We start from the raw sequence: 21271 nt of genomic DNA on the forward strand, positions 1-21271 counted from the left end.
CCTTGATGTAAGGTTCTTTCTTTTGTTTTAAATCATGAGTAGGTATTGGCACGCACCAGCGAAAGAGGACGAAACGATTCCGAAGAAGCGAAGCGGTCGCCTTTGCACCCGAATTTTCACCTCGGTGTAATCGTTCAGAAAATTTGGGGGCAACAGCGATCGTAGGAACGTTACGTACTCGTAGCGGCCTGAGAATCGCAACAGTGACATACTCGTAGCGGCCTCTAGAATCGCAACAATGACGTACACGGAGCACCTTTAGAATCGCAACAATGACGTACAGGAGCGCCTCTGGAATCGCAACCGTACGCACTCGAAGCGCCCTTTAGATTGCGACCGTGACGTACCCAGAGCGGGTCTGCGCATGAATCTTACACCGATGTAAGGTTGGCGAAAGAGTGATCGATAGGAGATGGCCTGCCGGATGCTATACACTAACCTTACAAGAACGAAATAACGAAAGTGAGGTTTACAACAAGATGGAAATATTAAACGTGCGCAATCTGGGCAAAGTCTATAAGGCCGCGGTGTCCCACGAGGCGCTTTCCAATATCAATCTGAGCATCAACCAAGGGGAATTCGTCGGCATCATGGGCCCCTCCGGCAGCGGAAAAACGACGCTGCTCAACATGATCTCCACCATCGACCGACCTACGTCCGGGGAGATCACCATCGGCGGGGAGGATCCGTTCCGATTATCCCAGGATAAACTCGCCATGTTCCGCCGGCGTGAGCTGGGATTTGTCTTTCAGTCCTTCAACCTGCTGAATACGCTGACGGTGAAGGAGAATATCCTGCTCCCCCTGGCGCTGGACGGCGTGGATCTGGATGAGATGAACCGCCGTGTCGGCATTTTGGCCGATAAACTGGGCATCACATCGATACTGGATAAGCGGACTTATGAAATATCGGGGGGACAGGCGCAGCGGACGGCGATAGCTCGGGCCATGATCCACGTACCGAAGCTGGTTCTGGCCGATGAGCCGACAGGCAACCTGGACTCCAAGTCGGCCCGCGACGTCATGGAAATGATGGACCGGAGAAACAAGGAAGACCAAGTGACGATGCTGCTGGTCACCCATGACCCGGTGGCAGCAAGCTACTGCAATCGGGTGGTGTTTATCAAGGACGGACAGTTATACAACGAAATCACGTACGGCGAGAGCCAATCGGCCTTCTATCAAAAAATCATCAACGTGTTATCGCTGCTGGGAGGTTCGGGACATGAATTTTCGCCAGTTCGCCATTAACAATGTCCTGCGCAGCAAGCGCACGTATATTGCCCATTTCCTGAGCAGTGCCTTCTCCGTCATGATTTTCTTTACCTACGGGCTGCTGTCGTTTCACCCACAGCTGAAGGACGGCCTGGTCTCCTCGAGCGATACCATGTCCATGCTGGGCACAATGGGCATGACGGTATCGCAATACATTGTGTTTGTGTTTTCCTTCTTCTTCCTGCTGTATTCGGTGGGGGCTTTCATCAAGGTTCGGAAAAAGGAGTTCGGCATTCTGCTGATCCTCGGCATGTCCCGCAAGCAATTGAACCGGATGCTGTTCATCGAGAATATCCTGATTGGCGCTGCAGCGATCGTAGTCGGCATCGGAACGGGATTGCTGTTCTCCAAGCTGATTCTGTTAATCAGCGCCAAGCTGCTGGCCGTGGATACCGGACTTCCGTTTTATTTTCCGCTCGAATCGCTGATCGTTACGGCTGCGGCTTATGCGGTATTGTTCCTGCTGATTGCGTTGTTCTCCTCGTTCATGCTGCGTAAGGGCACGCTGCTCGCCCTGGTGAAAGCAGAGGAAAGCCCCAAGCCGCAGCCGAAAGCATCGCCTTGGCTGGCCGTGCTGGCTGTCCTGTTGATCGGAACCGGTTACGGCATGGTCCTGGTTTTTGCCATTCTCCAAATCTTCAATCTGTTCCTGCTGCTTGGCGGCGTTATATTCGTCATTATCGGCACGTATTTTCTCTTCACTCAGTTCAGCGTGTTTTTTATGCGGTATCTGCAGAAGAAAGAGCGGTTCTTCTTTCGCCGAACCAACCTGCTGACGATCTCGGAGCTGCTGTACAGAATCAAAGACAATGCGGTGATGTTCTTCCTCGTATCGGTCATCTCGGCATCCGCCTTTACCGGGATCGGCACCACGCTTGCAATCGGGGATCCCGGCCTGTCGGCCATGGAGAATCCTTATGCCTATACGTACACTATGAATGATGAGAACGCTGATAAAGGGAATCGTCATCTTGATATGATCAGGGAGGAGCTCAAGAAGGGCGGATTTCAGTACAAGGAGGCGGAGGTTACTCCGATATTTTCGGATAACGGGATCAATCTGATTAAGCTCAGCGAATATAACAGTCTTATTCAGTCGATGGGTTACCCGTCAGAAACATTGGGCGACCTGGAAGGCATCCTGACCCCGGGGACCGTCACGGAGAAGAACAGCTACCGAATCGATGGTCCTGGGAATGATCAATTCGAGGTGATAAACGGGAAAACATCGGAAATCGTCAAGGTGCTCAAAGCCGAAACGTTCATTGCGGTGCCCGCGACCTACGGCGATACGCTGGTCGTATCCGACCGCCTGTATAAGGATGTGCTCCAGGCACAAGAGGATCAGGAATTCGGTTATGCGGCATTCCATACGTTTTACGTGCAGGATTGGAAGAATACGGGGGATGTGTCCAGATCGATTCAGGAACGTCTTAAAGAGCCGGAAGACTACAGCTATTATCTCAAGTCATTGTACTTGGATTGGAAAAGCGCCCAGCAGCAGAACGGCATTCTGCTTATGGTTAGCGGCCTGGTCGGCATCGTGTTCTTTACCTTCGCGGCAAGCTTTGTATATTTCCGGCTATACGCGGATCTTGCCCGGGACGAACAGCAGTATCGCATGATTGCCAAGGTGGGACTCAGCAAAAAAGAGCTTGGCACCATCATTACCAAGCAGCTTGTCATTATGTTCTTTTTGCCGATGTTAATCGCACTCATCCATAGCGGCGTTGCCTTTGTTGCGCTTCAGCAGCTGGTAGACTTCTCGATCGTAGGGCATAGTTTGAAGATCTTCATCTTCTTCCTGAGCATCCAGATCATGTATTTCTTTATTACTCGCTGGCGTTATCTGGAGCGTCTCAACAAAATCATTCAGTAAAAACCGCCATTTCTTCGTTGAAAAGGGCCAAAACGGGTATGTTATTACAAGAAGCACTCAACAACGAGAAATGGGGGCGATTCCATAATGAATGATCACAGCATGTTAAAGACGGGTGCCGTAGAGACCGAAGAGGTTACGACCGATATTCTTTCCTTGCGTACCGTCATGGTGAACGTCCAAATGATCGGTACGCCGGGAACCGGTGACTGGGTGCTGATTGATACGGGACTCGGAAATTTCGAAGGCTCCATTGCGGAAGAAGCGGAGAACCGATTCGGCAAGCCGCCAGTGGCCATCGTGCTGACGCATGGCCATTTCGACCATGTGGGCAATGTGAAGGAATTAGCCGATCGCTGGAACGTTCCCGTCTACGCACACCCGAGCGAACTGCCGTTTCTTACGGGACAAGAAGACTATCCTCCGGGGGATCCGAGCGTAGGCGGGGGATTGATGGCCCGCGTTGCTCCCATGTATCCGAACAAAGCCATCGATCTGGGATCGAGGATACGACCGCTGCCGGAGGACGGAAGCGTACCCGGTCTTCCCGAATTCAAATGGCTGCCGACGCCGGGGCATAGCCCCGGACATGTTTCCCTGTTCCGCGAACGGGATCGGGTCCTCGTAGCGGGAGACGCGGTCATTACGGTGAAGCAGGAGTCGGCGCTTGCCGTCATCGGGCAGGAGAAGGAGCTTCACGGTCCGCCGATGTATTTTACTCCGGATTGGGATCTGGCGCGTGAATCGGTTCGCCGCCTGGCAAGCCTGAATCCCGAAATTCTGGTCACGGGGCACGGCGTCTCCATGCGCGGTGAAGAACTAACGACTTCGCTTGCGCGGTTGGCCCGGGACTTTGACCGTTTGGCCGTTCCCGAGCAAGGTCGGTATGTGGATAAGGATGCGGATGGAAAGTGAATCGAGGGCAGCATTTAATTTTCATGGCATGAACGATTTATAGGCTAAACGAGACACCGTGAGGTTAACGACCTTGCGGTGTCTTTTCATATGTTGAAGATTCAATATGGAAAGAATGAACGGAACTGTGCGAAAATGTAGGTGATCGCGGCACCCGCTTTTTTCAAAAAAAATAATAAAGTGCGTGAACCTGGGTGCGCTCTCAGGCATCTAACTTATGTAAGGCCCGAGGAAGCGCCACAAAGGAGGTCTCATAACGTGAACAAAAACAAGAAATCCGATATAGAGCGCGATGTTCGGCTTGCCCAGCAGGGGGACCCGGAAGCCTTCAGCAGGCTGATCCTTGCTAACGAGCGTAATTTGTACGGTTTGGCCCGTCTATATCTGAAGCGGGAAGAGGACTGCGCGGATGCCGTACAGGAAACGATCGTAAAATTCTTCGCAGCTATGCCTTCCTTGAAAGAGCCTGCTTTTTTCAAAACATGGCTGAGCCGCATTCTCATTCATGAATGCCTGCAATTGCTGCGCTCCCAGCAGCGGCAGCGTACCGTTGCGCCTGTCGATGAGGTTGCCGATGCAATGCCGTATGAAGCGATCGAGCTTAAGGAGGCCGTAGCACATCTGGAAGACGATTTACGCAGGGTCATTCAGCTTCACTATTACAGGGATATGCCGATCAGAGCTATCGCCGAAATCGCAGGAATACCGGAAGGAACGGTGAAATCCCGTCTGCACCGGGCGCGCGCCATATTGGCGGAAAGACTGGAATCCTCCACGGAAAGGAACGTGAGCCATCACCCGATAGTTTGTAAGGAGTCGAGTCTGAATGACTTTGCTCCTATATATAATGCGATTCCGGCGGGAAGGCTTGCCGACTTCAACAAGATGCAAGGATCATGGGGGGCAGCCGCTTAATGGGAAAGAATCCGAATGTCAGATGGATGGACGAATCCGATCTTGAGCCATGCTCCGAGCTGATGCTCAAGGTCTTTAACGGCGAACCCTGGTTCGACCAGTGGGACTCTGTGCTGCATGTACAGCAATACCTTAAGGAATTTATGGACAATCCGGTGTTCCTGGGATTCGTTATCGAACAGGAGGGCAGCATCCTGGGAGCCTCCTTTGGCCATACAAAGAGCTGGTACAGCGGCAAGGAGTACCATATCCAGGAATATTTCATCGATACCGGTTTGCAGCGCAGCGGTCTAGGCTCGGCGCTCATGAATGGAATGAAGGCCTACTTACATTCGATGAACATTCGTTGCATGGTACTGCTAACGGGAAAGGGGCTTCCGGCCGAAGATTTTTATCGGAAGCATGGTTTTGAAGTGAAGCAGGACATTATTTTTATGTCCAACAAGTTTTAAGCGGTTTGATAATTCGATTGAAATAGGGGAGTTGTCTTGATGTCGGTGCGTGTTCTTAACTAACCAAATTTTATAGGACTCTGGCAAGCGCTTTGCGAAAAAACCTTACTGATGCGAGGTTTATTTGCGATGGCTCGAAGGCTGGAGTCCACCTGGTTAAGAACACAACAGCCATCCATAATCATATTGACTGTACATAGCCGTACCCTGGGTACGGCTTCCCGCTCAAGGGGCAGAAGGTGGACGATGGTTCATGGACTTCTGTCCCTTTTTCATGTCGGTTTATCAGCACGCAGGGGGTCGTGTGTGTTCTTTTCCAGGGGAAGTGCAACCCATACTCAGGAAGAGAGCGTGATTTCACATGATCCATTATATAGAAGAGGTAAAAAAGAAGGTTTCCCTGCAGGAAGGTACCCAGGTGATCGAACAGCTGCTGACAGCAAGTTATATGCGCCCGGGCATATCCACCAAGGAGCTGGCACGCCATACCTGTCTGCCGCTTCCGGTCGCTGCCGCGATCAAGAAGGAGCTCATCAAAGCCGGAGCACTCGTTCAAGAGCGGGGAGTGCGCTGCACCTCTGCCGGAAAGCTTTATGTCGAACAACAGCTGGGATACGGCGGCATCGATATCGATCTGTATCATACGCTGCTGGCCGGCGAAGCGGATTGGCGGACGGAGCTTTCCGATGTGCTGGCGAGGCTCACGGAGATTCTGGACCAGCGCCCGCAGGTCGATGTTCAAATCGACCAATCCCAATGCACAGTCGAGACGAGTCTCCGGAGGGCGATTCTGTGCCTGAGGGAGCACAGCCTGATCGGGAAAAACATCCTGTGCGTGGGCGACGACGATCTCGTGAGCATTTCGCTTGGCCTGCTGCTGAAACGGCTCTTCCCGAACGCCAAGGGGCAGAGAGCGGGCCTCACCGTGATGGATATCGATGAACGCTTCCTGCGGTTTATCGGTGACGTGGCTGCAAGGGAAGATGTATCGGTTACATGCAGGCATGCCGATCTCAGACGGCCTCTGCCCCAGGAATGGAAAGGGCAATACGATTGCTTTTTCACGGATCCGCCGTATACGCTCCAAGGCTTGACCTTGTTCTTGTCCCGTGGCCTTAGCGCGCTGAAGCCCGAGAAGGGCTGCCCCATCTTTCTCTCGTTTGCGCATAAATCACCCGACTTCACATGGTCCATGCAGCGCGAATTCGTCCGCATGGGGTTGTCGGTCAGACAGGTGCAGCTTCATTTCAATCAATATATCGGAGCGCAGATGATCGGCAATAGCGGCCAAATGATCGTGCTGACAACGACGGAATATACGGAGCCGCCGATTAAGGGCTCTTTTGAGGATGAGCTTTATACAGGCGAGGTTCGGCGGACGGTCCGAACCTACCGATGCACCCAATGCCAGAGCGAGCTGCAGGTGGGCGTGCAGGGCGATTTTACCACGATCGAGGATTTGAAGAAGCAGGGCTGTCCGGCATGTGCCCATCATGCGTTCACCCGGCTGGCGAAGAAAATGATCTGATTCGTTTTTGTGGAAACAATCGCTGGGAGGTTATAATAGGGGAACAGAGGAAGGGGAGGGCTATGAAAGTATTAGTATTGGCTGAGAAGCCGTCCGTTGCGAAGGAAATTGCGAGAGTGATGGGCAGCCGCGAGAAGCAGAAGAATTATTTTGAAGGACCGAAATATATTGTGACCTGGGCGCTTGGACATTTGGTGGGGCTTGCCGAACCCGAGGATTATGATAAGAAGTACCAGACCTGGGCGCTGGAGGATCTGCCGATCCTGCCGGACAACACGAGGCTTAAGGTGTTGAAGGAAACAAGCCACCAGTTCAAGACGGTGCAGCATCTGATGAAGCGTTCGGACGTCGGGGAGATGATTATTGCCACCGATGCCGCCCGCGAAGGGGAACTCCTTGCACGCTGGATCCTGAAAATGGCGAAGTGGAACAAGCCGTTCAAACGGTTATGGATTTCTTCCCAGACGGATAAGGCAATCAAGGAAGGTTTCGCATCCCTCAAGCCGGGGCAGCAGTTCGACCGGTTGTACGAGTCCGCACGCTGCCGGGCGGAAGCGGATTGGATGGTTGGACTGAACGTGACGCGCGCGCTGACGACCAAATTCAATGCGCAGCTGTCCGCAGGCCGGGTTCAGACGCCGACGCTCGGAATGATCATGGACCGCGAGAAGGAGATCGTGAATTTCCGCTCCCAGGAATACGAGACGCTGCAGGCCGATCTCGGAAGCTTTGAGGTTTCGTGGCGTCCGGCCGGCGGAGACGGCCGTTTATTCGAGAAGGACAAGGCCGCCAAGCTGAAGCAGAAGCTGGAAGGCAGCACGGGAAAAATCGTGAGCGTGAAAAAGAGCGAGAAAACCGAACCGCATCCGCTGGCATACGATTTGACCGAGCTGCAGCGGGATGCCAACCGCCGATTCGGGTTCTCGGCCAAGCAGACCTCGAATGTGCTGCAGCGCCTGTACGAGCAGCATAAGCTGGTCACCTATCCGCGCACGGACAGCCGTTACCTGACATCCGATATGGTCGGGACGTTGAAGGAAAGGCTGTCGAGCATTGCGATCGGACCGTATGCGTCCATTGCGCGCCCGCTGCTTCGCAAGAATTTGTCGCCAGGCAAACGGGTCGTGGACGACAGCAAGGTTACGGATCACCATGCCATCATTCCTACCGAACAGACCGTGCTGCTGAATCAGCTGTCGGTCGATGAACGCAAGCTGTACGATCTCATCGTGCGCCGGTTCATCAGCTTGTTCTATCCTCCTGCCCGTTACGATAACGTATCGGTGACCGTGCAGATTGAAGGCGAACAGCTCTATGCGAAAGGGACAACGATCAAGGACAGCGGATGGCGCGAGGTGTATGGTGGCGACTATGAGGATGACACGGACGACGAGAGTGACGATGGTCAAGGCCCATCTTCTTCGGGCAAGCTCCTGCCGGAGCTGAAAGAAGGAGAATCGGTGAAGGTGGTCCGCTGCGTGCTGAAGCCGGGACGGACCCAGCCGCCGAAGCGGTATAACGAGGCGGCGCTGCTCTCCCAGATGGAGAAGCACGGCCTTGGAACCCCGGCAACCCGGGCCGACATCATCGAGAAGCTGGTCAGCTCCGACACGATCGAACGGCAGGGGCAAACCCTCCATCCGACAGGCAAAGGCAAGCAGCTGATCGAGCTGGTTGCTCCGGAGCTCCGGACGCCGGAGCTTACGGCGCGGTGGGAAGCCGAGCTCGAGCGGATCGCGAAGGGGCAGGGCAAGCCGGAACCGTTCCTGCGCGGCATACGGGATATGACCAAGAAGCTGGTCACGGACGTGAAGGGAAGCGAAGCGGAATACAAGCCGCATAATGTTTCGAACAGCCACTGTCCGGATTGCGGCACACGGCTGCTCGAGAAGAAGACCAAGCGCGGCAAGCTGCTTGTCTGCCCGAGTGACGATTGCGGGTACAAGCGCTCAGGCGAGAAACGCCTGTCCAACCGCCGTTGTCCGCAGTGCCATAAGAAGATGGAGATGAAGGAAGGCAAGGCGGGGCTGTTCGTGCAGTGCCTTGGCTGCGGCATTACGGAAACGCTGAAGAAGGACGCCAAGCACGTGAACAAACGCGAGGAGCGGAAGCTCGTGCAGCAGTACAGCAAGCAGGAGTCGATCGGTTCCAACCTGGGCGATCTGTTGAAGGCAGCGCTTGAGCAGAAAGGGAAGGAATAGTCTCTCGAGCGTTAATCTCATAGGGCTAAGATGGATTGCGTTTTTCTTGCCGTTGTTAGCATAACCTCGGGTGCAATGGCCCATTCTACGGACAGGGGGTGATTTGCATGCCGAACCATAAAGCGAGAAAGACCGAAAACCAGCAAAACAAATCAAGCATTCTGGAGGAGAGCAAAACCCTCAAGCCGAAAAAGGCTGCAGACTATGTTCCGAGCCTGAACGAAATATCCAAGAACGAATCTTGATGGCTCGTGGCGGTTAAGAAATGTTTGGGTTGTCATTATGCCGGGCACGGGCCGGTCGGATCTTACAACCGCCGGCCGGTGTCCTCGTAATGGCATCAGGGACAGCGCTTGGCGTCATGCCCCTAAGGCATGGCCGGGCATTGTCTTCATCAGCCTGCGGTTTTATAATAGCGGTAGAACGTATAGCTAATGGCTGATTGGCAAGATCGATCAGTTGAAATGGGGGTGCGTGAACCAACGTGAGACCTGCACTGATCGTTTGGTTTATTTTTATCAACGCGGTAGCCTATCTGGTCATGTCCGAGGATAAACGGCGTGCCCGGCTGGGGCGGGATCGCGTTCCGGAGAGGACGCTTTTTCTGTTGGCCGCCATAGGCGGGGCTTTGGGCGTATGGATCGCGATGTACCGCAAGCGTCATAAGACGAGGCATTTATCATTTAAAGTCGGAGTACCGCTGCTGCTAGTCGTAAACGTTGCATTGTATACGTATTTCTGGGGTTAGCTTGTTTGTTGCCATGATTTACATAGGGGTGTCGCCGACAGTTAGTCGGCAAGCTCGTTTCATACCGGTATGAAGCTGTTTAATAATAAGTAGTAGGTCTTTTAACAACAGAAAGAGGTGGCCTGTATGCTTTTTACTAAAATTCTTCTAGCTTACGACGGCTCCAAAGCAGCGAATAAAGCGCTCGGACGTGCAGTGGAACTTGCCAAGGTAACGCCGGGAGCGACGCTGGATGTCATTCATGCTTACGATTTTCCTCGCTTCTTCGTTGGGGAAGGGCTTGCCCCGATTCCAGCTTCACTCAATAAAGATGTTTACGATCTGGCCGTGCAGACGACGGAGGAAATCCGCGAGCGGATCGAGAATTCGGGCGTTAACGGTCAAGTGGAGATGATCCAGGGTCCTCCGGCCGAGGTCATCCTGGAGTATGCGGATCAGAACGGCAGTGACCTGATTGTCATCGGCAGCCGCGGTCTTGGCGGCATCCGCGAGTTCGTGCTGGGCAGTGTCAGCCATAACGTGGTGCAGCATGCAACGATTCCGGTACTTGTCGTAAAATAATGTGGAAGGGACGCGAAGGCGTCCCTTTTTGATAGGAACGTATACACTTCAGTCGACTCACCCTCCTGATCTCGCAAGAAAAAAATCGTCAAATGCGGTCTATCTTCTTATGAGATACGTCGATCGATTTTTTTCTTATAGCGCAGTTCATGTTGGGTGTTCGTGATTATTTGGTCAAAGGAGGTCCTATGGAAATTATACTTCTTATCATCTTGGTCGTTCTGGTCGGACTTATGGCTTCAAGCCGAATGACGGCCATAGAGAAGCGAATGAAACGGCAGCAGGCCGCGTTGAACCAAATCGCAAGCCATTTAGGAATACCCGAGCCGCCGGTGCCTGCGGAAGTCAAACGGCTGCTGCAGGAAGGGCAGGATATTAAAGCGATTAAAACCGTAAGGGAAGAATTGGGATTGTCTCTGGTTGAAGCCAAACAATATGTAGATGCCATCAAGCATGGGGAGCGGTAGAACAGGCATGACGTGAATGTACGATGCTCGATTATAAGTGAGGGGTGGCATTCTCGATGGTAAGCTCCCAACGCCCGTCGCGATACTCGATTCGGTGCAGCCCGGTGTTCGCCGCCGGGAAGAACGGATTCTTATTGGTCCAAGCCGTATCTTTAATTAGATGATAAATGATGTTGATCACTCCCCCGTGTGTGACAACCAGTACGTTCTCATGATGATCCGCCGATTCCTGATCCTGGCATAGTTTGGTGAAGGTATCCTTGATCCGCTGGAAATTTTCTAGCGGGCTCTCACCTCCAGGGTATTTCTCGTCCATCCGTAAGCTGGAAAAATACAGCCCGGGGAATTTCTCTTCCGCTAATGCGTGGGGCATTCCAGCGAGCAGACCGTTGTTGGTCTCCCGCCATTCCTCGGAGCCGATCAGCGGCAGGCTAAGTTTATCAGCAATGATTGCGGCTGTCTGACAAGCCCTTTGCAGATCGCTGCAAATGATCCGCCGGATATTAAATTCATGCTTGTGTTCATTCAAGTACTGCCCCAGCTTCTCCGCTTGCCTGATCCCTTCATCGGTGAGACCGCGCTGGCTCCATCCTCCGCGATATCCTTCTTCGTCCTGACCATGCCTTACGAAATAGATAGCCATGGGTTCCTCCTTAGAAATAGATTCTGATTTTGCGAGATTCAAATTTAAACGTCGGATTAGATGATTCGTCGTATTAAATTCTAATGACGGATGTTAAGATTTCGACACTCGCCCCCAACTTCCTTGCAAGTAGCTACAATTAAAGAGCAGAATGTGGTCTTATTTTATTCTGTGATAATACTTTTCCCTTACCCTCAATGCAGCAGCATAAAATTCTTCATTGAAGAAACTCCAGCGGAGCGGACGAATCGTGGATGGAGAAGCGCCAGCGTTCGCCTTTAAACACGGGAAACAACCCAATATGATTCAATCCAGTTTCCCGTGTTTAACAGCGATCGGAATCACGATGCGTCAGCGCAGCGCTGCCATCACTGCCCATACCATTTTTATGTACGGCCGTTGCCCGTGCCTTCAATAAAGCCCGCAATCTCCAAGAAGTTTTTGCTGCAGCATTGCTTACTCCCTAGATACGAACATTATTTTTTCTGTAAATCCGATTGTTCGTGTTTAGGTTGACATTGGGTGTCAGAAATTGATAAACTGAGGATGTTGAGGTTCAAAATAACTTATGAAGCATGATTGATGAAATTGAATATGTCTCGTATAAAGCCGGGGATATGGCCCGGAAGTCTCTACCCGAAAACCGTAAATTTTCGGACTACGAGGGAATACAAACGGTGCGGCAACAACGGGGCTTGGCTTCATGTTTGCTTCTTAGGCGGCGGATGCGCAAGACTCTTCCGCTTGACGCAGGCGGCAGCGTTCGTAATCCTTGTATGTCCGAGACCTGCACAGAACTTTGTGTTTACGGGATCGGACTTTTTTTTCAGCAGTCATATGAATGTCGAATTTCGCAGAAAGCGGGGGTAACTCATGACAGCACAAGTAGGAGTCATTATGGGAAGCCAATCAGATTGGGATACGATGTCCCATGCATGCCAGGTGCTAGACGAGCTTGAAATTCCTTATGAGAAAAAAGTCGTATCCGCTCACCGGACGCCGGACCTGATGTTCCGTTATGCCGAGGAAGCGGAGGGCCGGGGGCTTCGCGTCATTATCGCCGGAGCCGGCGGAGCTGCCCACCTGCCCGGGATGGTCGCTTCGAAAACGGTGCTGCCGGTCATCGGCGTTCCGGTTAAATCGAAAGCGTTGAAGGGTCTGGATTCATTGCTGTCGATCGTACAGATGCCAGGGGGCATTCCGGTGGCAACCGTAGCGATCGGCAAAGCCGGAGCCACGAACGCCGGGTTGCTCGCAGCCCAAATTCTTGGCACCTCGGATGCAGGGATTCGCGAAAGAGTGCAAGCGCGCCGGGACCGGATCCGGGACGAAGTGCTGGAAAGCAGCGATAACCTATGATGGAGAACGGAGCACAGCAGATGCGAGCATCCGGCAGAAAGCTTTTGCCGGGTTCCGTCATTGGCGTTCTCGGCGGCGGGCAGCTCGGACGAATGATCGCGCTGGACGGAATCCGGATGGGATATTCGTTCGTCACCCTTGATCCGACGCCGAACTCTCCGCTCGGCCAGATGGCAGAGCAGGTTACGGCCCGTTACGACGACGTCGAGGCTGCCCGGCAGCTCGCGGCGAAGGCCGATGTCATTACCTACGAATTCGAAAATGTCGATGCGGGCGTGGCCCAGCTTCTGGAGGAGCAGTCTTATGTTCCTCAGGGAAGCAAGCTGCTGTACACTACGCAGCACCGCTTGCGCGAGAAGGCCGCGATCGAAGCGGCCGGCGTGCCGGTTGCACCGTATCGTGAAATAACAAGCTTGGAAGATTTGTTGTCCGCCGCCTCCGAACTTGGACTTCCATGCGTGCTAAAGACCGCCACGGGAGGTTATGATGGTAAAGGGCAAGCGGTTCTCCGCAGCGAAGATGAACTCGAATCGGCTTACAAGGAGCTGGCTGCCAGCGGGACTGAGCTGGTATTGGAGAAGTTCGTCAAGTTCGCATGCGAGATCTCCGTCATTGCGGCGCGTACGCCCAGCGGCATCGTGAAGAGCTTCCCGCCGGCAGAGAACGTGCACGTCAACAATATTTTGCACTTGTCGATTGTGCCTGCGCGCGTGCCGAGCGAAGTAAAGCGCAAAGCATGCCAGCTCGCGGAACGCGTGGCTGAAGGTTTGGGAGCTGTTGGCCTGCTGGCCGTCGAGATGTTTGTGACCGAGGAGGGGGAGTTGTTCGTGAATGAGCTTGCGCCTCGTCCGCATAACTCGGGGCACTACACGATGGAGGCATGCTCAACCTCTCAATTCGAGCAGCATGTGAGAGCGATTTGCGATCTGCCGCTCGGGGATACGACGCTGCTGAGCCCGGTCGTCATGGTGAACCTCCTGGGGCAGCATCTGGAGGAAGCGGTACGGCGTTTTGGAGAGCACGACGCGCTTGCAGAGTCTCTCGGCGTTGTGCCCAAGCTTCATCTTTACGGCAAAAGCGAGGCGAAGGCTAACCGCAAGATGGGACATATCAACCTCTTGTGCGGGGACGTCGATGACGCGCTCGAATGGGTAGAGAAAACTAATATTTGGAGGCAGGATTAAACGATGATTGAACGTTACAGCAGACCGGAAATGCGGGCGATTTGGACCGAGGAGAACAAGTTCAGAGCATGGCTGGAAGTGGAATTGTGCGCATGCGAGGCATGGGCCGACCTTGGCGTCATTCCGAAGGAGGACACCGTTAAGCTTCGCCAGAATGCGACCTTCAATATAGATCGGATTTATGAAATCGAGCAGGAAACCCGCCATGATGTCATCGCTTTTACCCGTGCAGTGTCGGAAAGCCTTGGCGAGGAGCGCAAATGGGTCCACTACGGCTTGACTTCGACGGATGTGGTGGATACCGCGATGGGATATCTGCTCAAGCAAGCCAACGATATTCTGGAGCAGGACATCCTGCGCTTTATCGGTATTTTGAAAGAGAAAGCACTGGCTTACAAGCATACCCCGATGATGGGCAGAACGCATGGCGTGCATGCAGAGCCGACGACCTTCGGCTTGAAAATGGCGCTGTGGCATGAAGAAATGATCCGCAATCTGGAGCGTTTCCGCCATGCGGCTGATGGCGTGCAGTACGGCAAAATTTCGGGTGCTGTCGGCACGTATGCCAATATCGATCCTTCGGTCGAAGAATTCGTTTGCCGCAAGCTCGGCACGAAGGCGGCGCCGATCTCGACCCAGACGCTGCAGCGTGACCGTCACGCGGAATACATGGCGACGCTTGCCCTTATCGCTACTTCGCTCGAGAAATTCGCTACCGAAGTACGCGCGCTCCAGAAGAGTGAGGTTCGCGAAGTAGAAGAGGCATTCGCCAAAGGACAAAAGGGTTCCTCCGCAATGCCGCATAAACGGAATCCGATCGGTTCGGAGAACATCTCGGGCCTTGCCCGCGTCATTCGCGGCCACATGGTTTCCGCTTACGAGAACGTGTCGCTCTGGCATGAGCGGGATATTTCCCACTCCTCGGTAGAACGTATCATCCTGCCGGACGCTACGATGCTGCTGAACTACATGCTGAACCGCTTCGGCAATATCGTGAAGAACCTGACGGTCTTCCCGGAGAACATGAAGCGCAACATGGCCCGCACATATGGCGTTCCTTTCTCCGGCCGGATCCTGACGAAGCTGATCGACAAGGGCTTCAGCCGCGAGCAAGCGTACGACACCGTTCAGCCACGCGCCATGCAGGCGTGGGAAGAGCAGCGTCAATTCCGCGAGATCGTGGAATCCACGCCTGAGATCACCGAGGTGCTCAGCGCCGAAGAGATCGAAGATGCCTTCAATCCAAGCTGGCACCTGAAGCATGTGGATACGATTTTTGCCAAGCTGGGACTGGAGTAATTAAGATACCAAAATTAATCCGCATTCATAAAAGATCTAGAGAAATTCAATTTCTACAACGGAGAAGGCGGAATTGTTTTGGAGAAGCGATAGCGGTCTCCTGAAAGCTTTCCATCGGAAAGCTAGCATCGAAAGCATATGCTGCCCCCGGATTTCAACCATTAAATCTTATGTAATAGAAATCTGGGGGCAATAGAGATCGGAAAAATAATCCGCATTCGTAGTGATGACAGGCAGACAATCTCTAGTCTAAGGGGAGGAACACATGACATTACCGGCATTATCGACCGCCACTCATCTGGTCAACGTACCGCTGCTGTACAAGGGCAAGGTTCGTGAATTGTACGACCTGGGCGAGCACGTACTCATCGTAGTAACCGACCGTATTTCCGCTTTTGACTATGTGCTGGAGCCGCCCGTTCCGGCTAAAGGAACCGTGCTGAACAAGCTGAGCGCCTTCTGGTTCGAACAAACGGAGCAGCTAATCCGCAATCATGTCGTGCATACCGACGTGAACCTGCTGGGCGATGCCGTCAAGGACAAGGACCTGCTGGACGGACGCATCATGGTGTGCCGGAGGGCCGAGCGCATCGATATCGAATGCGTCGTGCGCGGGTACATCACCGGCGGAGGCTGGAGGCAGTATCAGTCGTCGGGTGAGGTCAACGGCATTCAGCTGCCGGAGGGCCTGCGCAAGAACGAGGCCTTTCCGGAGCCGATCTTCACGCCGGCGGCCAAGAACGATGTCGGTCATGACGAGGACATCCCGCTTTCCCGCATGAAGGAGCTTGTCGGCGAGGAACTGGCATTGCAGCTGCAGGACAAAAGCCTGATGCTGTACAAGTTTGCCCGCGATTACTGCCGCAAGCAAGGCATTATTTTGGCCGATTGCAAGTTTGAGTTCGGATTGATCGACGGAGAGATCGTTCTGATCGACGAGATTTTCACGCCGGATTCCTCCCGTTTCTGGGATGAGAAGAATTATGCGCTCGACATTGAGATCGACAGTATGGATAAGGAGCCGGTACGCACGTATCTTGCTTCGTCCGATTGGGATAAGAACAGTGAGCCGGATCCGCTGCCGCAAGCCGTGGTGGAGGAGACGACCCGCCGCTACAGCGATATTTACAGCCGAATCACGGGTGTTAGCCTGTAAGCTTTGATAAACCATTTCATTCATATATACCGAGGAGGAACAGGATACAATGTTGAAAGCAAAGGTCTACGTCACGATTAAGCAGAGCGTATTGGACCCTCAAGGGGTAGCGGTGCAGGGGGCGCTTCATTCGATTGGGTACAAGGAAGTGGAGAGTCTGCGGATCGGTAAATATATGGAACTTGAGCTGGGTACGGACAACCGTGAGGAAGCCGAGCTGCGAGTGAAAGAAATGTGCGAGAAGCTTCTGGCCAATACGGTGGTAGAGAACTACCGTTATGAATTGGAGGGCTAAACCAATGAGATTTGCAGTGCTGGTCTTTCCTGGCTCCAACTGTGACATTGACTGCTATAAGGCGGTAGAAGAGACGATCGGTCAGCCGGTGGATTATGTATGGCATACGGCAACGGACCTTTCCCCATACGATTGTATTTTGGTGCCCGGCGGATTCTCCTATGGAGATTATCTGCGGTGTGGTGCGATTTCCCGGTTCGCCCCGGTCATGAACGAAGTGGCGAAAGCGGCGGAAGAGGGCAAGTATATTCTGGGCATTTGCAACGGATTTCAGATCTTGACGGAAGCCGGACTCCTTCCGGGAGCCCTGCGGCGCAACGATTCGATGAAATTCCGCTGCCATGACACGGTGCTTAAAGTGAACAATAATACAACGCCGTTTACCCGCGATTACGCGGAGGGACAAGAGATTGTCATTCCGATCGCGCATGGCGAGGGCAACTATTACTGTGATGAAGAAACGCTTCAAAAGCTCCGGGACAACCGGCAAATCGTATTTACGTATCAAGACAATCCGAACGGCTCGATCGAGGATATTGCGGGCATCTGCAACGAGCGCGGCAACGTAATCGGCATGATGCCGCATCCGGAGCGCGCGGTGAGCAGCCTGCTCGGCTCGGATGACGGTAAAGCAATGTTTACATCCATATTACAGGCATGGAGGGATACTCATGGCGCAGCAAACGTCCGTTAAGGAACCGACGGCAGAACAGATCGCAGAGCATCAGATTTACAAGCAGATGGGAGTTTCGGACAGCGAGTATGAGCTGATCTGTTCCTTCATGGGACGCAAGCCGAATTACACGGAAATCGGCGTATTCAGCGTCATGTGGTCCGAGCATTGCGCCTACAAAAACTCCAAGCCCCTGCTTCGCCGCTTCCCGACAAGCGGCCCGCGGGTCCTGATGGGACCGGGCGAAGGCGCAGGGATCGTCGATATCGGCGACAACCAAGCGGTCGTATTCAAAATCGAAAGTCATAACCACCCTTCCGCTGTAGAGCCTTACCAAGGCGCAGCTACGGGCGTAGGCGGCATCATCCGCGATATTTTCTCCATGGGGGCAAGACCGGTAGCGATTCTGAACTCGCTTCGTTTCGGCAAGCTGGAGAGCGATCGCGTAAAATATTTGTTCGAACACGTGGTATCCGGCATAGCCGGCTACGGCAACTGCATCGGAATCCCGACGGTAGGCGGCGAGGTGGTATTCGACGAGAGCTACGAAGGCAATCCGCTGGTCAATGCGATGTGCGTCGGCGTTATCGACCATGACAAAATTCAGCGCGGCGTTGCAAAAGGGGTAGGCAATCCGGTCTTTTATGTCGGGCCTCCAACTGGCCGCGATGGCATCCACGGCGCAACCTTCGCTTCCGTTGAGCTGACGGAGGAATCCGAAGCGAACCGTACGGCCGTTCAGGTCGGTGATCCGTTCATGGAGAAACTCGTGATGGAATCCTGCCTTGAGCTGATCGATTCCGGCATCGTGCTGGGCATTCAGGATATGGGCGCAGCCGGACTGACTTGCTCCAGTGCCGAAATGGCAAGCAAAGCAGGCAATGGCCTGGAGTTGTACCTGGATCAGGTGCCTCAACGCGAAGAGGGCATGACGCCTTATGAAATGATGCTGTCGGAATCCCAAGAGCGCATGCTGTTCGTCGTTGAGCCGAAGCATGAAGCGCAAGCGCGCGAAATCTTCGAGCGCTGGGGCGTCATCTGCGCCAAAGTCGGCAAGGTAACGGACGATGGCCGCCTGAAGCTGATCCACCACGGCGAGGTGGTTGGCGACATGCCGGTTAAAGCGCTCGTCGACGAGTGCCCGATCTATAACAAACCATCCCAAGAACCGGCTTATTATCAAGAGCAGGCTGCGGTGGACACGCTCCGTTATGAAGAAGTGAAGGACTTGGGCGGCGCCCTCAAGAAGGTGCTCGGTTCGCCAAGCCTTGCAAGCAAAGCATGGGTATACAACCAATATGATTATATGGTTCGCACCAGCACGGCCGTTCGTCCGGGCTCGGATGCAGCCGTCGTAACGGTGCATGGAACGCGCAAAGCCCTTGCGATGACAACGGACTGTAACGGACGTTACGTCTACCTCGACCCTGAGCTCGGCGGCAGAATCGCGGTCAGCGAAGCGGCGCGCAATATCGTGTGCTCCGGTGCCGAACCGCTGGCAATTACGGATAACCTGAACTTCGGAAGCCCGGAGAAGCCGGAAATTTTCTGGCAGATGGAAAAAGCCGTGGACGGCATGGCGGAAGCTTGCCGTGAGCTTGAAACGCCGGTCATCGGCGGAAATGTCAGCCTCTACAACGAGAATGCCAAAGGCGCGATTTATCCGACGCCGGTTGTCGGCATGGTCGGCCTGATCCATAATACGGATCATATTACGACGCAAGCCTTCAAGGCGGAGGGTGATGCCATCTACGTTCTGGGCGATACCCGTGCCGAACTGGGAGGCAGCGAGTTCCAAGCGATCCTGCACGGGGTGTCGGAAGGCAGACCGCCGGAGCTGGACCTGAATACCGAGAAGAAATTGCTCGGCGGCGTACTGAAGGCCATCCAATCGGGTCTGGTCCAATCGGCGCATGACGTGTCGGAGGGCGGACTTGCAGCAGCGCTTGCGGAAAGCTGCATCAGCGGCGGCATCGGTGCGAGCGTGAAATGGGCAACCGAGCTGCGCAACGACGTGGCGCTATTCAGCGAGAGCCAATCCCGGATCGTGCTGTCCGCGTCTCCTGATCACAAGAATGCGCTGGAGAAGCTCCTGCAAGAAGCGGGCGTTCCATTTACCGAGCTTGGCGTAGTCGGCGGAAACAAGCTTAGCATTAACATTAACGGTGCTTCTGCGCTGGAAGAATCCGTGGAGGCTTTGAAATCCGTCTGGGAGGATGCCATTCCATGTCTCATGAACTGATACCCGAAGGACTGTGGACAGGGGATTACTACAATGAGGGAACAGGTCAGAGCGATATTTTCGATACATTAAAAGAAGAGTGCGGCGTATTCGGGGTGTTTGGGCATCCCGATGCCGCCTCCCTTTCCTATTACGGGCTTCACGCCCTCCAGCACCGCGGCGAGGAGAGCGCGGGAATCTGCGTGGCCGACGGCGAGAATTTCAATTATCACCGCGGTATGGGGCTGGTAAAAGAAGTGTTTGATAAAGACAAGCTGGAATCGCTGCAGGGCAGCATGTCGATCGGGCATGTCCGGTATTCGACCAGCGGAGACAGCAGGCTGACGAATGCGCAGCCGCTCGTCTTTAAATATCGTGAGGGCAATCTGGCGATTGCTACGAACGGCAACATCGTGAATGAGCCGAAGCTTCGGCGCGAGCTGGAGATGGAGGGCTCCATTTTCCAGACGACCAGCGATACGGAGGTCATCGCGCATCTGATCGCGCGTTCGCCGAAGGATTTTGTCGAGGCTGCCAAGGATGCCTTGCAGCGCTTGGTGGGCGGGTTCGCTTTTCTGCTCATGACCAATGACAAGCTGCTCGTCGCCTCGGACCCGAACGGACTCCGTCCGCTCACGATGGGTCGTCTGGGCGATGCGTACATCTTCACCTCCGAGACCTGTGCGCTTGAAGTTATCGGAGCTGAGGCGATTCGCGACGTCGCTCCCGGCGAGCTGCTGATCCTCGATCGGAACGGGCTTCGGGAAGAGCGTTACACGGAAGCGGGACGCAAAGCGTTGTGCGCGATGGAATATATTTATTTTTCACGTCCGGACAGCGATCTGAACGGCTCCAACCTGCATTCGGCTCGCAAACGGATGGGCAGCAAAATGGCCCTAGAATCGTTCGTGGATGCGGATGTGGTTACGGGCGTACCGGATTCCAGCATCTCGGCCGCCATCGGTTATGCCGAACAGACGGGCATCCCTTACGAGCTGGGATTGATCAAGAATAAATACACGGGCCGGACGTTCATTCAGCCGAGCCAGGAGCTGCGCGAGCAGGGCGTGAAGATGAAGCTGAGCGCGGTACGGCGCGTGGTCGAAGGCAAACGGGTAGTCATGATCGATGATTCCATCGTACGGGGAACCACGTCCCGCCGGATCGTCAATCTGCTTCGCGAAGCGGGCGCGACCGAAGTGCATGTGCGGATTACGTCGCCGCCGTTCAAGAACCCTTGCTTCTACGGCATCGATACGCCGGACCGCAGGGAGCTGATTGCCTCCGAGAAAAGCGTCGAGGAAATCTGCCGGGAGATTAATGCGGATTCCCTGTCGTTCCTGAGTCCGGAGGGCCTCATATCCGCCATTGGCGGTTATGATGAGCACAGCCATAAAGGCGGCTTGTGCATGGCATGCTTTGACAATGATTACCCGACGCAGATTGATTTCAACGGGGAAGAGAAGATGGGCTGCAGCTGCTGATTCTGCGCAGCGGACAG

20 protein-coding genes and 1 riboswitch are annotated in these 21271 nt (G+C 54.0%); of the genes, 19 read left to right on the forward strand and 1 reads right to left on the reverse strand.

Going from position 1 to position 21271, the window contains the following annotated elements:
• Window positions 1-479 precede the first annotated feature (479 nt).
• The 11 genes from P0X86_RS04445 (at window position 480) to P0X86_RS04495 (ending at window position 10940) form a co-directional block, all read left to right on the forward strand.
• Window positions 480-1250, forward strand: a complete 771-nt coding sequence (locus tag P0X86_RS04445; protein ID WP_119849954.1) for an ABC transporter ATP-binding protein — start codon at window positions 480-482, stop codon at window positions 1248-1250.
• The gene (locus P0X86_RS04450) at window positions 1225-3153 is read left to right on the forward strand and encodes an FtsX-like permease family protein (RefSeq protein WP_277747876.1); all 1929 of its coding nucleotides are present in this window, start codon (window positions 1225-1227) and stop codon (window positions 3151-3153) included. Before P0X86_RS04445 ends, P0X86_RS04450 begins: the two co-directional genes overlap by 26 nt.
• 87 nt (window positions 3154-3240) lie before the next feature.
• Window positions 3241-4068 (forward strand): MBL fold metallo-hydrolase, encoded by an 828-nt coding sequence (locus P0X86_RS04455; protein ID WP_096774957.1) that lies wholly within the window; start codon window positions 3241-3243, stop codon window positions 4066-4068.
• Between the two features lie 258 nt (window positions 4069-4326).
• Window positions 4327-4983: a sigma-70 family RNA polymerase sigma factor gene (locus tag P0X86_RS04460; protein WP_277747877.1), complete on the forward strand. Its 657-nt coding sequence runs from the start codon at window positions 4327-4329 to the stop codon at window positions 4981-4983.
• Window positions 4983-5435, forward strand: a complete 453-nt coding sequence (locus P0X86_RS04465) for a GNAT family N-acetyltransferase (RefSeq protein ID WP_228468791.1) — start codon at window positions 4983-4985, stop codon at window positions 5433-5435. Before P0X86_RS04460 ends, P0X86_RS04465 begins: the two co-directional genes overlap by 1 nt.
• Before the next feature lie 361 nt (window positions 5436-5796).
• Window positions 5797-6963 carry a bis-aminopropyl spermidine synthase family protein gene (locus P0X86_RS04470; protein ID WP_213580260.1) on the forward strand — a complete coding sequence of 389 codons (1167 nt, stop codon included), beginning with the start codon at window positions 5797-5799 and terminating at the stop codon, window positions 6961-6963.
• Window positions 6964-7025: 62 nt separating this feature from the next.
• Window positions 7026-9164 carry a DNA topoisomerase III gene (locus P0X86_RS04475; protein ID WP_096774961.1) on the forward strand — a complete coding sequence of 713 codons (2139 nt, stop codon included), beginning with the start codon at window positions 7026-7028 and terminating at the stop codon, window positions 9162-9164.
• A gap of 107 nt (window positions 9165-9271) precedes the next feature.
• Window positions 9272-9409 carry a hypothetical protein gene (locus P0X86_RS04480; RefSeq protein ID WP_012819087.1) on the forward strand — a complete coding sequence of 46 codons (138 nt, stop codon included), beginning with the start codon at window positions 9272-9274 and terminating at the stop codon, window positions 9407-9409.
• A gap of 239 nt (window positions 9410-9648) precedes the next feature.
• Window positions 9649-9912, forward strand: coding sequence for a DUF1294 domain-containing protein (locus P0X86_RS04485; protein ID WP_012819088.1), 264 nt, complete (start codon window positions 9649-9651; stop codon window positions 9910-9912).
• Window positions 9913-10038: 126 nt separating this feature from the next.
• Window positions 10039-10473, forward strand: coding sequence for a universal stress protein (locus P0X86_RS04490; protein ID WP_012819089.1), 435 nt, complete (start codon window positions 10039-10041; stop codon window positions 10471-10473).
• A gap of 188 nt (window positions 10474-10661) precedes the next feature.
• Complete coding sequence (locus P0X86_RS04495; RefSeq protein WP_096774963.1) at window positions 10662-10940, forward strand: hypothetical protein; 279 nt, start codon at window positions 10662-10664, stop codon at window positions 10938-10940.
• Window positions 10941-10971: 31 nt separating this feature from the next.
• Here the strand turns inward: P0X86_RS04495 and P0X86_RS04500 are convergent, their stop codons facing one another.
• Window positions 10972-11583 (reverse strand): histidine phosphatase family protein, encoded by a 612-nt coding sequence (locus P0X86_RS04500; RefSeq protein WP_213580261.1) that lies wholly within the window; start codon window positions 11581-11583, stop codon window positions 10972-10974.
• Between the two features lie 579 nt (window positions 11584-12162).
• Window positions 12163-12264: riboswitch (purine riboswitch) on the forward strand.
• Between the two features lie 192 nt (window positions 12265-12456).
• Here P0X86_RS04500 and purE point away from each other — a divergent pair.
• The 8 genes from purE to purF all read left to right on the forward strand — a co-directional run bounded on the left by purE (window position 12457) and on the right by purF (window position 21254).
• On the forward strand, window positions 12457-12942 hold the full coding sequence (gene purE / locus P0X86_RS04505; RefSeq protein ID WP_009592351.1) for a 5-(carboxyamino)imidazole ribonucleotide mutase: 486 nt from the start codon (window positions 12457-12459) through the stop codon (window positions 12940-12942).
• On the forward strand, window positions 12939-14126 hold the full coding sequence (purK, locus tag P0X86_RS04510) for a 5-(carboxyamino)imidazole ribonucleotide synthase (RefSeq protein WP_192569696.1): 1188 nt from the start codon (window positions 12939-12941) through the stop codon (window positions 14124-14126). The genes purE and purK overlap by 4 nt, the downstream gene beginning before the upstream one ends.
• A 3-nt stretch (window positions 14127-14129) precedes the next feature.
• Complete coding sequence (gene purB / locus P0X86_RS04515; protein ID WP_009592336.1) at window positions 14130-15425, forward strand: adenylosuccinate lyase; 1296 nt, start codon at window positions 14130-14132, stop codon at window positions 15423-15425.
• Window positions 15426-15690: 265 nt separating this feature from the next.
• Window positions 15691-16581: a phosphoribosylaminoimidazolesuccinocarboxamide synthase gene (locus P0X86_RS04520; RefSeq protein WP_036661950.1), complete on the forward strand. Its 891-nt coding sequence runs from the start codon at window positions 15691-15693 to the stop codon at window positions 16579-16581.
• A gap of 49 nt (window positions 16582-16630) precedes the next feature.
• Complete coding sequence (purS, locus tag P0X86_RS04525) at window positions 16631-16876, forward strand: phosphoribosylformylglycinamidine synthase subunit PurS (RefSeq protein ID WP_012819094.1); 246 nt, start codon at window positions 16631-16633, stop codon at window positions 16874-16876.
• Window positions 16877-16880: 4 nt separating this feature from the next.
• Window positions 16881-17570 (forward strand): phosphoribosylformylglycinamidine synthase subunit PurQ, encoded by a 690-nt coding sequence (gene purQ, locus P0X86_RS04530; protein WP_012819095.1) that lies wholly within the window; start codon window positions 16881-16883, stop codon window positions 17568-17570.
• A complete protein-coding gene (gene purL / locus P0X86_RS04535; RefSeq protein ID WP_277747878.1) occupies window positions 17548-19791 on the forward strand; it encodes a phosphoribosylformylglycinamidine synthase subunit PurL in 2244 nt (747 codons plus the stop codon). The genes purQ and purL overlap by 23 nt, the downstream gene beginning before the upstream one ends.
• Window positions 19776-21254, forward strand: a complete 1479-nt coding sequence (purF, locus tag P0X86_RS04540; protein ID WP_277747879.1) for an amidophosphoribosyltransferase — start codon at window positions 19776-19778, stop codon at window positions 21252-21254. The genes purL and purF overlap by 16 nt, the downstream gene beginning before the upstream one ends.
• Window positions 21255-21271 lie beyond the last annotated feature (17 nt).

This window comes from Paenibacillus sp. BR1-192 (assembly GCF_029542445.1).
Lineage (GTDB): Bacteria > Bacillota > Bacilli > Paenibacillales > Paenibacillaceae > Paenibacillus_AQ > Paenibacillus_AQ lautus_A.